Here is an 11,930-nt window from a genome sequence, read left to right as displayed (position 1 = left end):
TAAGGCGAAGCTTTCATGTTATGTGTTCAAGGTGGCCATCCATGGCCTTGCCTGCGCTTACAGGCGTCGCGAGGTGGTTATTCCGCCATGACCATGCTCGGCGTGCCGAGGTTGGCCAAACGGATGGTGTTCTGCACCTGCTGTGCTTCGTTCGGCGAGGCAATCGGGCCCAGCCGCACGCGATACAGCGTTTGCTGGTTACGCACCACCGGGCTGGTAAACGCCGGGGCCTTCACCATCGAGCCGAGCTTGGACCGTAATAGCTCGGCAGCGTCCGGGTTGGCGAAGGCTCCCACCTGGAGATAAAGGCCAGTTGCTTGCGCAGAAGCGTTTTTTTTTGGGTCGATCGCCACCGGCTGCACGGCCGGCGCGTGCTGTGCCGGTGGCGGCGAGTATTGTTCCAACGTGCCGGCATTGGCGGCCAGCACGGGCTGCGGCTGGGTGACTGCCGGCTCTTTGAGCATCAGCGGCGGCGGGCGCCCACGGGCGGCCCACCATTGCACCGGGTCGATGCCTTCGACGCGCACGCGTGCAGTACCGGTTTCGGCGTAGCCGAGCTTCTTCGCCGCAGCGTAAGAGAGATCGATGATACGGTCGGAGTAGAACGGGCCACGGTCATTGACGCGCAAAATCACACTGCGGTTGTTATCGAGGTTGGTGACTCTCACATAGCTCGGCAATGGCAGCGTTTTGTGCGCCGCGCTCATGCCGTAAAGGTCGTAGACCTCGCCGTTGGCGGTGTTTTGCCCGTGGAACTTGGTGCCGTACCACGACGCGGTGCCCACTGCCACGTAGTTGCTTGCGTCGCTCAGGGGAAAGTAATCCTTGCCCAGAACCGTGTAGGGGTTGGCTTTGTAAGGGCCGGTGTGCAAGGTCGGGGTGGCATCGGGAATTTTCGATACGTCTACATCCCACCAGGGCGCACCGTCCTTGTGGGCATGGTTGATGTCCAGCCCCGGCTGCGCAGCCACGCGGTAGCCGGCCGACGTAGATGGCCCGCGGCTGCTCGAGCAGCTCACAACCAATAAGGCCGCCGCCGCATAGACCATCAGCTTCAGTGGTGTGCTTGTTGCCAACGCCCGCATTACTTGCCGCCCCGTGCCAGGATCAACTGATCCGCCAATTGATGCACCGCCATCGCGTACATCGCGCTGCGGTTATAACGTGTAATGACGTAAAAATTCTTCAAGCCCAGCCAATACTCAGGCCCGGCGTCACCGTCGAGCCTGAAGGCCGTGACCGCCTGATCGTCGCGCAGCGCATCATGACTCGACCAGCCCAACGCTCGCAACTCCCCAACCGTCCGATCTGGGTCCAGCCCTGCGCTCAGGCCGTCGCTGGCACGATCGCCGTGCAGCTCTGCGCGGCTGACCACCGCCTCGCCAGGCACCCAGCCGTGGCGAGCGAAATAACTCGCCACACTGCCGATGGCATCGTCCGGGTCGGTCCAGATATTGATGTGCCCATCGTCGTCGAAGTCTACCGCGTAAGCGCGAAAGCTGCTGGGCATGAACTGCGGCAAGCCCATGGCACCGGCATAAGAACCCTTGAGCGTCAGCGGGTCGACCTGCTCCTCGCGGGCCAGCAGCAGGAATTCGCGCAGTTCTTTACGAAAGAAGTCGGCGCGGGGCGGGTAGTCGAAGCCCAGGGTCGACAGTGCATCGATCACCCGGTAATTACCGGTGTTGCGGCCAAAAAACGTTTCGACGCCAATGATCGATACGATCACCGCGGCCGGCACGCCGTACGCCTGCTCGGCGCGCGCCAGGGCGGCTTCGTGCTGGCGCCAGAAGTCCACTCCGCGGGCGATGCGCGCGTCGGTGATGAACATCGGGCGGTAGTCTTTCCAGGGTTTGACCCGTTCGGCGGGGCGCGAGATGGCGTCGAGGATGCCCTGCTTGCGTTTGACCTCACGGAATACGCCCATCAGTTGCTCGCCGGCGAAGCCATAGTCGCGGGTCATTTCGCCCACGAACTCGGCCACTTGCGGCGAACCTTCATAGTCGCCGGCGTGCGCCGGGCTGCCGAGGATGCTCGCCAAGCCTACCCACGGGATGTAGCGAGCGGCCCAACCGCGCACTGCTTGCATCGAAATCGTCACCTTGCTCAAACCTGCGCGATCCACTTGCGGTGGGTATGGATCGACATCAACACCCCAAACGCTGACAGTAGCGTTACCAACGAAGTTCCACCGTAGCTAATGAAGGGCAACGGCACGCCCACCACCGGGAGCAGCCCGCTGACCATACCGATATTGACGAACACATACACGAAGAACGTCATCGTCAGGCTACCGGCCAACAGCTTGCCATAAAGCGTTTGCGCCTGGGCGGTGATCACCAGGCCGCGACCGATCAGCGCCAGGTAAATCAGCAGCAAGGCACAGATGCCCACCAAGCCGAACTCCTCGCCCAGCACGGCAATGATGAAGTCGGTGTGGCTCTCTGGCAGGAAATCCAGGTGCGACTGGGTACCCATCAACCAGCCCTTGCCAAACACCCCGCCGGAACCGATGGCCGCCTTGGACTGGATAATGTTCCAGCCAGTGCCCAGCGGGTCGCTTTCGGGGTCGAGGAAGGTGAGGATGCGCTGCTTCTGGTAGTCATGCATGAAGAAGAGCCACATCACCACCGCCGCCGGCACCGCCGCCGCGATCACGCTCAGTATCCAGCGCCAGCGCAGCCCCGCCATGAATAATACGAAAGTTCCTGACGCCAGGATCAGCAACGACGTGCCTAGGTCTGGCTGGCGCACGATCAGGATGAACGGCACCCCGATCATCCCCAGGCTGGCCGCTACGTGCTTGAGGTGCGGCGGCAGCGTGCGCTTGGACAAGTACCAGGCGATGGTCGCCGGCATGATGATTTTCATGAATTCCGAAGGCTGGAAGCGGACCACCCCAGGGATGTTGATCCACCGCGTCGCGCCCATGGCATTGTGGCCCATCACGTCTACCGCCATCAGCAGTACCACGCCCACTACATAGGCCAGTGGCACCCAGCGCGCCATGAAGCGCGGTTCGAGCTGGGCGATCACGAACATCGACACCAGGCCGATGCCGAAGGACGTGGCTTGTTTGATCAGCAGGTCCCAGCTTTTGCCGCTGGCCGAATAGAGTACGAACAGGCTCCCAGAGGCCAAGATCAGCAACAGGATCAGCAACGGCCCGTCGACATGAATGCGCTGCAAGAAGGTCGCGCGCCGCCGCATCACATCTTCGCTGGACAGGATGCGGTCGAAATTACTCTTCACGTGCGACGGTCTCCAGGTCGGTGTTACTGGCATATTCGGGTTTGAGTTGGCCGTCGGGGCCCAGCAGCCAGGCATCCATGATCGCGCGCAGCACCGGCGCGGCCACGCCCGAACCCGACTCGCCGTTCTCCACCGTCACCGCCACGGCGATGCGCGGGTTATCGGCGGGGGCGAAACCCACGAACAAGGCGTGGTCGCGGTGGCGCTCGTTGAGCTTGCTGCGGTCGTACTTTTCGCCCTGGCGGATGGCAACGACCTGGGCCGTACCGCTTTTGCCGGCGACCCGATAGGGGGAGCCGGTGAATGCTTTGCGCGCGGTGCCACGGGGCCCCTGCGTTACTTGCTCCATGCCGTGGGCAACCCGGGCCCAGTCGGCAGGGTCACGCAACGCAATATCGGCGATAGGGTTGGGGTCCACCGGGGCGGCGCCGCCAATCGCCTTGGCCAAGCGCGGGCGGTGCCAGCGCCCCTTGCTGGCGACCAATGCGGTCGCTTGGGCAAGCTGCAAGGGGGTGGCCTGCATGTAACCCTGGCCGATGCCCAAGATCAGGGTTTCGCCGGGGAACCAGGCTTGCCGGCGGGTCATGCGCTTCCATTGGCGGTCGGGCATCAGCCCGGGCGCCTCTTCGAACATGTCCAGCGACACCTTGCGACCGATGCCGAAACGCCCCAGGTAATCAGCCAACCGGTCGATCCCCAGCTTGTTCGCCAAGTCGTAGAAATAGGTGTCGTTCGAGCGCATGATGGCCGTGTCCAGGTCGACCCAACCATCGCCGGTGCGGTTCCAGTTACGGTACTTGTGCTCCACGTTGGGCAGTTGGAAATAGCCCGGGTCGAATACACTGGAGCCGGGGCCGACCACGCCACTGTCGAGCCCGGCGATGGCCACCGCCGGTTTGATGGTCGAGCCAGGCGGGTAAAGCCCACGCAACACGCGGTTGAACAACGGGCGGTCGATGCTATCGCGCAATTCGGCATACGCTTTGAAGCTGATGCCGGTCACGAACGGGTTGGGGTCGAAGGTTGGTTGGCTGACCATGGCCAGCACCTCGCCGTTGCGCGGGTCAAGCGCGACGATGGCGCCACGGCGCCCGCCCAGGGCTTTTTCCGCGGCTTCCTGCAGCTTTATATCCAAGGTAAGCACGATGTCTTTGCCCGGCTGCGGGTCGGTACGCTTGAGCACCCGCATCACCCGCCCACGGGCGTTGGTTTCGACTTCTTCATAACCCACTTGGCCATGCAAGGTGTCTTCATAGAAGCGCTCGACCCCGGTTTTGCCGATCTGGTGCGTGCCGCTATAGGCCACCGGGTCGAGGGTTTTGAGTTCCTTTTCGTTGATCCGCCCCATATAACCCACCGAATGGGCAAAGTGCCCGGCTTGCGGATAATGCCGGGTCAACTGCGCAACCACATCCACCCCAGGCAAGCGGAACTGGTTCACCGCAATGCGGGCGATCTGCTCCTCGGTCAGTTCCGTGAGCACCGGCACTGGCTCGAATGGCCGGCGCCCCTGGCGCAAGCGCTTTTCGAGCAAGGCGCGGTCATCGGCGGTGAGCGCCAATACCTCGGCCACCGTGTCGAGGGTTTGCTGCCAGTCACCAGCCCGCTCCCGGGTGATGCTCAGGTTGAAGCTTGGGCGGTTGCTGGCGATCACCACGCCGTTGCGGTCATAGATCATGCCCCGCGCCGGCGCGATGGGCTGCACGTGCACGCGGTTGTTTTCCGACAGCGTGGAGTGGTAGTCATGCTGGATCACTTGCAAGTAATACAGCCGGCCGACCAACACGCACAGCAGCGCCACCACCGCCACGGCACCGACCATGACCCGGTTGCGTACCAGGCGTGCATCTTTTTCATGGTCTTTAAGGCGGATCGGCTGGGTCATCGCGAACAACGTATGGGGTTATTTGTGGTAGGGGTGGCCAGACAGCACTGTCCAAGCCCGGTAGATCTGCTCGCCGATGAGAATGCGCACCAACGGGTGCGGCAGCGTCAACGGTGACAATGACCAGCGCTGCTCGGCCCGCGCGCACACCTCCGGGGCCAGACCCTCGGGGCCGCCGACCATGAGGTTCACGCTGCGCGCCTCAAGGCGCCAGCGGTCCAGTTCCACGGCCAATTGCTCGGTGCTCCAAGGCTTGCCGTGCACCTCCAAGGTGACGATGCGTTCGCCCGGCGACACCTTGGCCAACATGGCCTCGCCTTCTTGGCGGATCATCCGCGCCACGTCGGCGTTCTTGCCACGGGTGGTCAGCGGGATTTCCACCAATTCCAGCGGTAACTCTGGCGGCAGGCGCTTGGCGTACTCTTGCCAGCCCTCTTCTACCCAGCGGGGCATGCGCGACCCCACCGCGATCAGGCGCAAACGCATGGTCCGCCCGCTTATTCCTGGTCTGGCGCGTGGGCGGCGCGGCTTTGCTCGGCGCCCTCCCAGAGGCGCTCCAGGTCATAGAATTGGCGGGCGGCAGACGTCATCACGTGCACCAGCACGTCACCCAGGTCGAGTAGCACCCAGTCGCTCTCGCCTTTGCCCTCTTCCGACAATGGTTTCACACCCTGCGCCTTGACCTTCTCACGGACATGCTCGGCCATGGAATTGACATGGCGGTTGGACGTACCGGTGGCGATCAGCATGTAATCGGTAATGCTGGTTTTCTCTTTGACATCGATGCTCAGGATGTCCTGCGCCTTGATGTCTTCCAGTGCGGCGGTGGCCAGTTGCACCAACGCTTCGCTGCTCAGGTTTGTATTCTTCATAGGAAAACTCGTTCGACTCTCGATTGGCGCCACTGGCCAATGCTGGCGGCGCGGGTAGTTCACAGTGGCGAACGGTACAGCCCGTTCGCCTCGATATAGGCCAGCACCGCGTCGGGCACCAGAAAGCGCACCGATTTGCCGCTGGCGAGCAACTGGCGAATTTGCGTGGCAGACACCGCCAGGGGTGTTTGCCATGCGAAGGTAATCTGCCCCGCGGGGCCTTTAAGGGCCTTGGGGTCGCTGACCTGGCGCGCCGCCAACAGGTTGCGCAGGGCATCCGGCGGTTCGATGTCGGCGTCTGGCCGTTGCAGCACCACAATGTGGCAATGGCCTAACAGTTCGGCCCAGCGGTGCCAACCGGGTAACCCACAAAAGGCGTCCCAGCCCAACAACAAGAACAGCGGTGCTTCGCTGCCCAGTTCAGCACGCATCGACTCCAGTGTGTCGATGGTGTAAGACGGCTTGTCGCGCAACAACTCGCGGCCATCGACCCGTAGCGGCGCAACACCGGCGGCGGCCAGCTCGACCATTTGCAGGCGCTGGCTTGGCGACACCTGCGGCGTTTCGCGGTGCGGTGGGCGAAAGTTCGGCACCAGGCGCAACTCATCGAACGCTAGGGCATCGGCCACTTCCAGCGCGCTGCGCAGGTGGCCGATGTGCACTGGGTCAAAGGTGCCGCCCAGTATCCCTATGCGCCGGCGCTTGGCCGCTGCAGCGCTCAATGGTTCGACTCACCGCGCAGTTGGCCGTCGCCGATCACGATGTATTTTTCACAGGTAAGCCCTTCGAGCCCCACTGGGCCGCGGGCATGCAGTTTGTCGGTGGAGATACCGATTTCCGCACCCAGCCCATATTCGAAACCGTCGGCAAAGCAGGTGGGCGCATTGAGCATCACCGAGGCCGAGTCTACCTCGGCGAGGAAGCGCCGGCCTTCACCCTGGTGGTCGGTCACGATGGCATCGGTGTGGTGCGAACCGTAGTGGTTGATGTGTTCAATGGCGGCGTCCAGATCATCGACCACCTTGATGGCCAAGATTGGCGCCAGGTATTCGGTGGCCCAGTCTTGCTCGGTGGCCGCCTGTACATCGACGATGTCACAGGTACGCTCGCAACCGCGCAGTTCCACGCCTTTTTCGCGGAACTGGGCGGCCATCGCCGGCAAAAAGGCGTCGGCAACCACCTCGCTGACCAGCAGGGTTTCCATCGCCCCGCAAATGCCATAGCGGTAGGTTTTGGCCTGGAAGGCGATGCGCTGGGCCTTGGGCAGGTCGGCATAGGCCGACACATACACATGACAAATGCCATCGAGATGCTTGATCACCGGCACCCGGGCCTCGCGGCTGATGCGTTCGATCAAGCCACGGCCACCACGGGGCACGATGATGTCGACGTACTCGGGCATGCTGATCAGGGCGCCCACCGCCGCCCGGTCAGTGGTATCGACCACTTGCACCACCGCCGCCGGCAGCTCGACCGCGGCCAAGCCCTGCTCGATGCAGCGGGCGATGGCGCGGTTGGAATGGATGGCTTCGGAGCCGCCGCGCAGAATGGTGGCATTGCCTGACTTCAGGCACAGGCTGGCGGCATCGATGGTCACGTTTGGCCGCGACTCGTAGATGATCCCCACAACTCCCAATGGCACGCGCATCTTGCCCACCTGGATGCCCGACGGCCGATAGCTCAGGTCGCGCACCGCGCCGACCGGGTCGGGCAGCGCGGCGACCTGGCGCAACCCTTCGAGCATGCCGTTTATACGCGCCGGGGTCAGCTCCAGGCGGTCGAGCAGCGCCGGCTCCAAGCCATTGGCACGGCCGGCGGCCATGTCCTGGGCATTGGCGGCGGCAAGCGCGGGCCGCGCGGCATCCAGCGCGGCGGCGATGGCCAGCAGCGCGCGGTTCTTCTGCCCAGTGCTGGCACGGGCAATATGCCGCGAGGCTTCACGGGCAGCGCGCCCCAGGCGGGTCATGTACTCTAGAGCGGACTCAGTCATGGTACTGGGCTTGGCAGCAAGGAAAGCGGCTGATTATAGCGGGGGCGCCACGCCACGCACAGCGCTGCCGGGCAGAAGGTGTACAAACAACCGTAACAAAGGCGATTAAGCCACGATTCAGCCAACGATTGCTATCATGGCAACCGTTGCCACCACGGTTGCGCCCATGCCCACGCCCCTTTCCCATGCACTGCCCCACTGTTTTTTCGACCGCGACGCCCAGGTATTGGCCCAGGCCTTGCTCGGCAAGGTCATCCGCCACCGCCAAGGGCCCTACTGGCTTTCAGCGCGGGTGATCGAAACCGAAGCCTACTATTTAGCGGAAAAAGGCAGCCACGCCTCGCTGGGCTACACCGAAAAACGCAGGGCATTGTTCCTCGGCGGTGGTCACATTTATATGTACTACGCCCGTGGCGGCGACTCGCTCAACTTCAGCGCCGAGGGGCCGGGCAATGCGGTGCTGATCAAATCGGCCTACCCATGGCTGGACGCCACCAGCGATGAAAACGCCCTGGCCCAAATGCAACTGAACAACCCTGACGCACGCGGCCTACCTCGCCCACCGGAACGCCTGTGCGCTGGGCAAACCCTGCTGTGCCGGGCACTGGGGCTGAAGGTGCGGCAATGGGATGGCAAGCAATTCGACCCGCAAACCCTGTTCGTCGAAGACTGCGCCCAGGCGGTGCCGCGGGTGATCCAGACCACCCGGCTGGGCATTCCCCACGGGCGCGACGAGCACCTGCCCTATCGCTTCGTCGATGCCGAATATGCGCGTTTCTGTACCCGGAACCCGCTACGCCGGGGGCAGGTCGAAGGGCACGACTATTGGGTACTTGAGCAAGGACACTGACCATGCAATGGCTCGACGCCCTGGACGCCTGGCTGGCCGCCAACCCTCACTGGTTGGGCGGCACCATTTTCGTGGTCGCCTGCATCGAATGCCTGGCCATCGCTGGGGTAATCGTACCCGGCACGGTGGTGTTGTTCGCGATCGCCGCCCTCGCCGGGCGCGGCCATTTGGGCCTGGGCGAAACCTTGCTGTTGGGCTACCTTGGCGGGCTGCTCGGCGACGCGTTGTCATACGCCATCGGCCGTAGCCTGCAGCAGAACATCCGGCGCCTACCCGGCCTTCGCAGCCATCCCCAGTGGTTGGCCAGGGCCGAAGGCTATGTTGAACGTTATGGCGTAGCCAGCCTGCTGGTGGGGCGCTTTATCGGGCCCCTCAGGCCCATGTTGCCGATGGTCGCCGGCATGCTCGAAATGCCCATACCACGCTTTGCGTTGGCCAGTTTAGTGGCCGCCGCGGGCTGGGCCGTGGCCTACCTGTTGCCAGGCTGGGCCGCGGGGGCCGCGGTGCGCTTGCCGCTGCCGGCCGGCTTCTGGCCCCAGGCCGCGGTGGTCGCGGCGGGCATGGCGCTGCTGGTGGGGTTGAGCGCCTACAGCGCCTGGTACCGCCACGCACGCACCACACTGCTGGTCGCGGCCTGCAGCTTCGCACTGTTATTGGCGCTGCTGGTGGGCTGGCCTTACCTGAGCGCGCTCGACCAGGGCCTGAGTGCCTTGATCCAAGAACACCGCAGCGCGGTACTGGACCATTGGGTGGTGATGGTCACCCAGCTGGGTGATTTTCGCACCCAACTGTACCTGGGCGGGCTACTGGTGGCCGTGTTGCTGCTGGGCCGGCAATGGCGCCCGGCGCTATTCGCCAGCAGCACACTGCTGGCCACGGCCATCGCCAATACCGTGCTCAAGGCCCTGTTCGGCCGGGCTCGCCCCGAAGTATTGGCCGATCCGCTGGGCAGCTATAGCATGCCCAGCGGGCATAGCTCCGGTGCCTTCGCGCTGTTCCTTACCCTGGCCGTGCTCGCCAGCCGTGGCCAGCCGCCGCGCATGCGCCTGGCCTGTACCTTTATCGCCTGCATACCGGCCTTGGCCATCGCCTCTTCAAGGGTGTACCTGGGTGTACATTGGCCCACCGACGTGATCGCCGGCATTCTGTTAGCGGCAAGCGGCTGCGCCGCCTCGTTCGCCGTGAGCCAGCGCTTCTACCGGTTAGCACCGGTGCCGCTGCGGGTATGGTGGATGCTGGCCCCCGTGTTCGTGGCTTGGCTGTTCTCGGCACTGCATGCGCTGCCCCATGCCGTGATGCGCTACGAATACTGATCGGGAAACAACTCGCCCTGCATTTCCTCCAGCAAGCCCTGGATCGCATCCAGGCGCTGGCTGGGGTCATCGGTTTCCAGCAGGCGAAGCTTGTCCGGGTCTGCGAATGGCAACAGGTAGGCCAACTTGTTGCCCAGCGCGTGCTGGCCGTTGGCATGGCTGCCGATATCCAGCGATTCCACCAGTGGATGCTCGGCCAGGGCGGCCAACAGCGCGAGCAGGTCCGCATCACGCTCATCGAGGGGTACGTCGGGTAATTCGTGCAGCCATTTCACGTTAGCCACAAGCAGTTGGTCGCGCTGAAGCTCGGTAGAGAGCACGCGAAAACGCCGCCCACCCTGCACGCGAATACCCAGCAAACCGTTGTCCTGGCGCTGGAAGTCGCGGATCAACGCCTCGCAGCCCACCACCGCCAGTTCGCTCGGGGCCGGCCCCACTTCCCGCCCTTTGAGGATGCACACCACGCCAAAACCACCGCTGGCTTTCATGCAACGGCCGATCATGTCGAGGTAGCGAGCCTCGAATACCTGCAAGTCGAGCGTGCAGCCAGGAAACAACACGGTATTGAGCGGAAACAGCGGCAACGTCATCTATTAACCCTTTGTTATACGAATAGGCTGATCGCTAGCGGCAACACAATGGCGGTCCCGACGCCCATCAGGCTCATCCCCAATGCCGCGAAGGCTCCGCAAGTTTCCCCTTCGGCCAAGGCCACCGAGGTGCCCACGGCATGGGCACTGATACCCAGCGCCAACCCTCGCGCTTCTGGGGCCCGGACGTTAAGCAGGCTTAAAAGCCCCGGGCCGACGATCGCGCCGATCACCCCGGTGATCAATACGAACACCGCCGCCATGCCGGCCACACCGCCCACCTGCTCGGCCACCAGCATGGCGATCGGTGAGGTCACCGACTTGGGCGCCAGGGTCATCAGCAATAGGTGGTCCGCCCCAAGCAGCCAACCGAGCACCAACCCCGACAACGTTGCGAAAGCCCCACCTAGCACCAGCGTAGCCAAGGTGGGCCAAAGCAGTTGGCGAATTCGCCGCAGGTTCAGATAAAGCGGTACCGCCAGGGCCACGGTGGCCGGGCCAAGCAGGGTGCCGAGAACCTGCGTGTTACGTTGGTATTCGGCCAAGTCGAGTTGGCATAAGGTCAGCACCCCCACCACCACGAGCATCGACACCAGCACTGGCTGCAACAGCACCAGGCGGCTTGTCTCGAAAAGCTTCAGTGCCAGTTGGTAAGCGCCCAAGGTCAGGCCCAAGGCAAACAGCGGGTGGTGAATAACCGCAGCCAACGCGGCGCCCCAAGCCAGGCTCATGGCTGGCGCCTGGCCGACAAACGGCCCATCAACCAACCACTGAACGCCAGCGACAACACAACCGATACGCTCAACGCGCCCAAGATGGCCCAAATGTGCGCGGCAATCGCCCCGCCGTACGCCATGATCCCCACCGCCGGTGGCACCAACAGCAACGGCAGGTAGCGCAGCAGGCCGCTGGCCGCCTCGCTGATAGGGGCCGGCACCTGGCCCATGCACAGCAAGGCGCCAAACAACAGCAACAGGCCGATGATCGGCCCGGGCAATGCGGCCAGGCATAAAGCGTGCAATGCACTGCCCAGCAATTGGAACGCGACCAGCGCTGTAAGGCCCCGTAATAACATAAAACCCCCTTTTTTAGCCGCGGCCATTATAACCAGGGCAGCACGGGCCCCGCCCCTATGTCCTAAGGCCATCAACTACGGCATACTCGGCGCCTCGATTGCC

General features: G+C 63.5%; 13 protein-coding genes. 2 read left to right on the top strand and 11 right to left on the bottom strand.

The window, feature by feature from the left end; all coding sequences use genetic code 11:
- Positions 1–77: 77 nt before the first annotated feature.
- Genes HAQ05_RS19850 through HAQ05_RS19815 form a run of 8 tightly spaced genes read right to left on the bottom strand, consistent with a single transcriptional unit; the run spans position 78 to position 7,999 of the window.
- Complete coding sequence (locus HAQ05_RS19850) at positions 78–1,085, bottom strand: septal ring lytic transglycosylase RlpA family protein (protein ID WP_190423706.1); 1,008 nt, start codon at positions 1,083–1,085, stop codon at positions 78–80.
- Positions 1,085–2,089, bottom strand: a complete 1,005-nt coding sequence (gene mltB / locus HAQ05_RS19845) for a lytic murein transglycosylase B (RefSeq protein WP_194718665.1) — start codon at positions 2,087–2,089, stop codon at positions 1,085–1,087. The genes HAQ05_RS19850 and mltB overlap by 1 nt, the downstream gene beginning before the upstream one ends.
- Before the next feature lie 17 nt (positions 2,090–2,106).
- Positions 2,107–3,210 (bottom strand): rod shape-determining protein RodA, encoded by a 1,104-nt coding sequence (rodA, locus tag HAQ05_RS19840; RefSeq protein WP_190423832.1) that lies wholly within the window; start codon positions 3,208–3,210, stop codon positions 2,107–2,109.
- A 31-nt stretch (positions 3,211–3,241) separates the two neighbouring features.
- Entirely contained in the window at positions 3,242–5,137 is a 1,896-nt protein-coding gene (mrdA, locus tag HAQ05_RS19835; RefSeq protein ID WP_190423704.1) for a penicillin-binding protein 2, read from the bottom strand.
- 18 nt (positions 5,138–5,155) lie between these two features.
- On the bottom strand, positions 5,156–5,623 hold the full coding sequence (gene rlmH / locus HAQ05_RS19830) for a 23S rRNA (pseudouridine(1915)-N(3))-methyltransferase RlmH (RefSeq protein ID WP_190423702.1): 468 nt from the start codon (positions 5,621–5,623) through the stop codon (positions 5,156–5,158).
- Positions 5,624–5,634: 11 nt separating this feature from the next.
- The gene (rsfS, locus tag HAQ05_RS19825) at positions 5,635–6,009 is read right to left on the bottom strand and encodes a ribosome silencing factor (protein WP_190423700.1); all 375 of its coding nucleotides are present in this window, start codon (positions 6,007–6,009) and stop codon (positions 5,635–5,637) included.
- A gap of 59 nt (positions 6,010–6,068) precedes the next feature.
- Complete coding sequence (gene nadD, locus HAQ05_RS19820) at positions 6,069–6,731, bottom strand: nicotinate-nucleotide adenylyltransferase (RefSeq protein ID WP_190423698.1); 663 nt, start codon at positions 6,729–6,731, stop codon at positions 6,069–6,071.
- Positions 6,728–7,999 (bottom strand): glutamate-5-semialdehyde dehydrogenase, encoded by a 1,272-nt coding sequence (locus HAQ05_RS19815; protein WP_190423696.1) that lies wholly within the window; start codon positions 7,997–7,999, stop codon positions 6,728–6,730. The genes nadD and HAQ05_RS19815 overlap by 4 nt, the downstream gene beginning before the upstream one ends.
- Positions 8,000–8,165: 166 nt before the next feature.
- Here HAQ05_RS19815 and HAQ05_RS19810 point away from each other — a divergent pair, with 166 nt between their 5' ends.
- On the top strand, positions 8,166–8,849 hold the full coding sequence (locus tag HAQ05_RS19810; RefSeq protein WP_190423830.1) for a DNA-3-methyladenine glycosylase: 684 nt from the start codon (positions 8,166–8,168) through the stop codon (positions 8,847–8,849).
- Between the two features lie 2 nt (positions 8,850–8,851).
- Positions 8,852–10,162, top strand: coding sequence for a bifunctional DedA family/phosphatase PAP2 family protein (locus HAQ05_RS19805; RefSeq protein WP_190423694.1), 1,311 nt, complete (start codon positions 8,852–8,854; stop codon positions 10,160–10,162).
- On the opposite strand, the gene HAQ05_RS19800 is transcribed toward HAQ05_RS19805, so the two are convergent.
- From HAQ05_RS19800 to HAQ05_RS19790, 3 genes are read right to left on the bottom strand one after another with little or no spacing between them, the layout of a single operon-like run.
- Entirely contained in the window at positions 10,150–10,752 is a 603-nt protein-coding gene (locus tag HAQ05_RS19800) for an LON peptidase substrate-binding domain-containing protein (RefSeq protein WP_190423692.1), read from the bottom strand. The two genes, HAQ05_RS19805 and HAQ05_RS19800, sit on opposite strands and share 13 nt — an antisense overlap.
- Positions 10,753–10,766: 14 nt before the next feature.
- Complete coding sequence (locus HAQ05_RS19795; protein ID WP_190423690.1) at positions 10,767–11,483, bottom strand: LrgB family protein; 717 nt, start codon at positions 11,481–11,483, stop codon at positions 10,767–10,769.
- Positions 11,480–11,827: a CidA/LrgA family protein gene (locus tag HAQ05_RS19790; protein WP_190423688.1), complete on the bottom strand. Its 348-nt coding sequence runs from the start codon at positions 11,825–11,827 to the stop codon at positions 11,480–11,482. The genes HAQ05_RS19795 and HAQ05_RS19790 overlap by 4 nt, the downstream gene beginning before the upstream one ends.
- Positions 11,828–11,930: the final 103 nt, after the last annotated feature.

Origin of the sequence: Pseudomonas typographi, assembly GCF_014694385.1 — a bacterium.
GTDB lineage: Bacteria > Pseudomonadota > Gammaproteobacteria > Pseudomonadales > Pseudomonadaceae > Aquipseudomonas > Aquipseudomonas typographi.
This window is presented reverse-complemented; position numbering and strand designations above follow the sequence as displayed.

Coding starts and splice junctions, on each gene's coding strand:
- HAQ05_RS19805 (WP_190423694.1), top strand. CDS start 8,852: ATGCAATGGCTCGACGCCCTGGACGCCTGGCTGGCCGCCAACCCTCAC.
- mrdA (WP_190423704.1), bottom strand. CDS start 5,137: ATGACCCAGCCGATCCGCCTTAAAGACCATGAAAAAGATGCACGCCTG.
- rodA (WP_190423832.1), bottom strand. CDS start 3,210: ATGCGGCGGCGCGCGACCTTCTTGCAGCGCATTCATGTCGACGGGCCG.
- HAQ05_RS19810 (WP_190423830.1), top strand. CDS start 8,166: ATGCCCACGCCCCTTTCCCATGCACTGCCCCACTGTTTTTTCGACCGC.
- HAQ05_RS19795 (WP_190423690.1), bottom strand. CDS start 11,483: ATGAGCCTGGCTTGGGGCGCCGCGTTGGCTGCGGTTATTCACCACCCG.
- HAQ05_RS19800 (WP_190423692.1), bottom strand. CDS start 10,752: ATGACGTTGCCGCTGTTTCCGCTCAATACCGTGTTGTTTCCTGGCTGC.
- mltB (WP_194718665.1), bottom strand. CDS start 2,089: ATGCAAGCAGTGCGCGGTTGGGCCGCTCGCTACATCCCGTGGGTAGGC.
- HAQ05_RS19850 (WP_190423706.1), bottom strand. CDS start 1,085: ATGCGGGCGTTGGCAACAAGCACACCACTGAAGCTGATGGTCTATGCG.
- HAQ05_RS19815 (WP_190423696.1), bottom strand. CDS start 7,999: ATGACTGAGTCCGCTCTAGAGTACATGACCCGCCTGGGGCGCGCTGCC.
- HAQ05_RS19790 (WP_190423688.1), bottom strand. CDS start 11,827: ATGTTATTACGGGGCCTTACAGCGCTGGTCGCGTTCCAATTGCTGGGC.
- rsfS (WP_190423700.1), bottom strand. CDS start 6,009: ATGAAGAATACAAACCTGAGCAGCGAAGCGTTGGTGCAACTGGCCACC.
- rlmH (WP_190423702.1), bottom strand. CDS start 5,623: ATGCGTTTGCGCCTGATCGCGGTGGGGTCGCGCATGCCCCGCTGGGTA.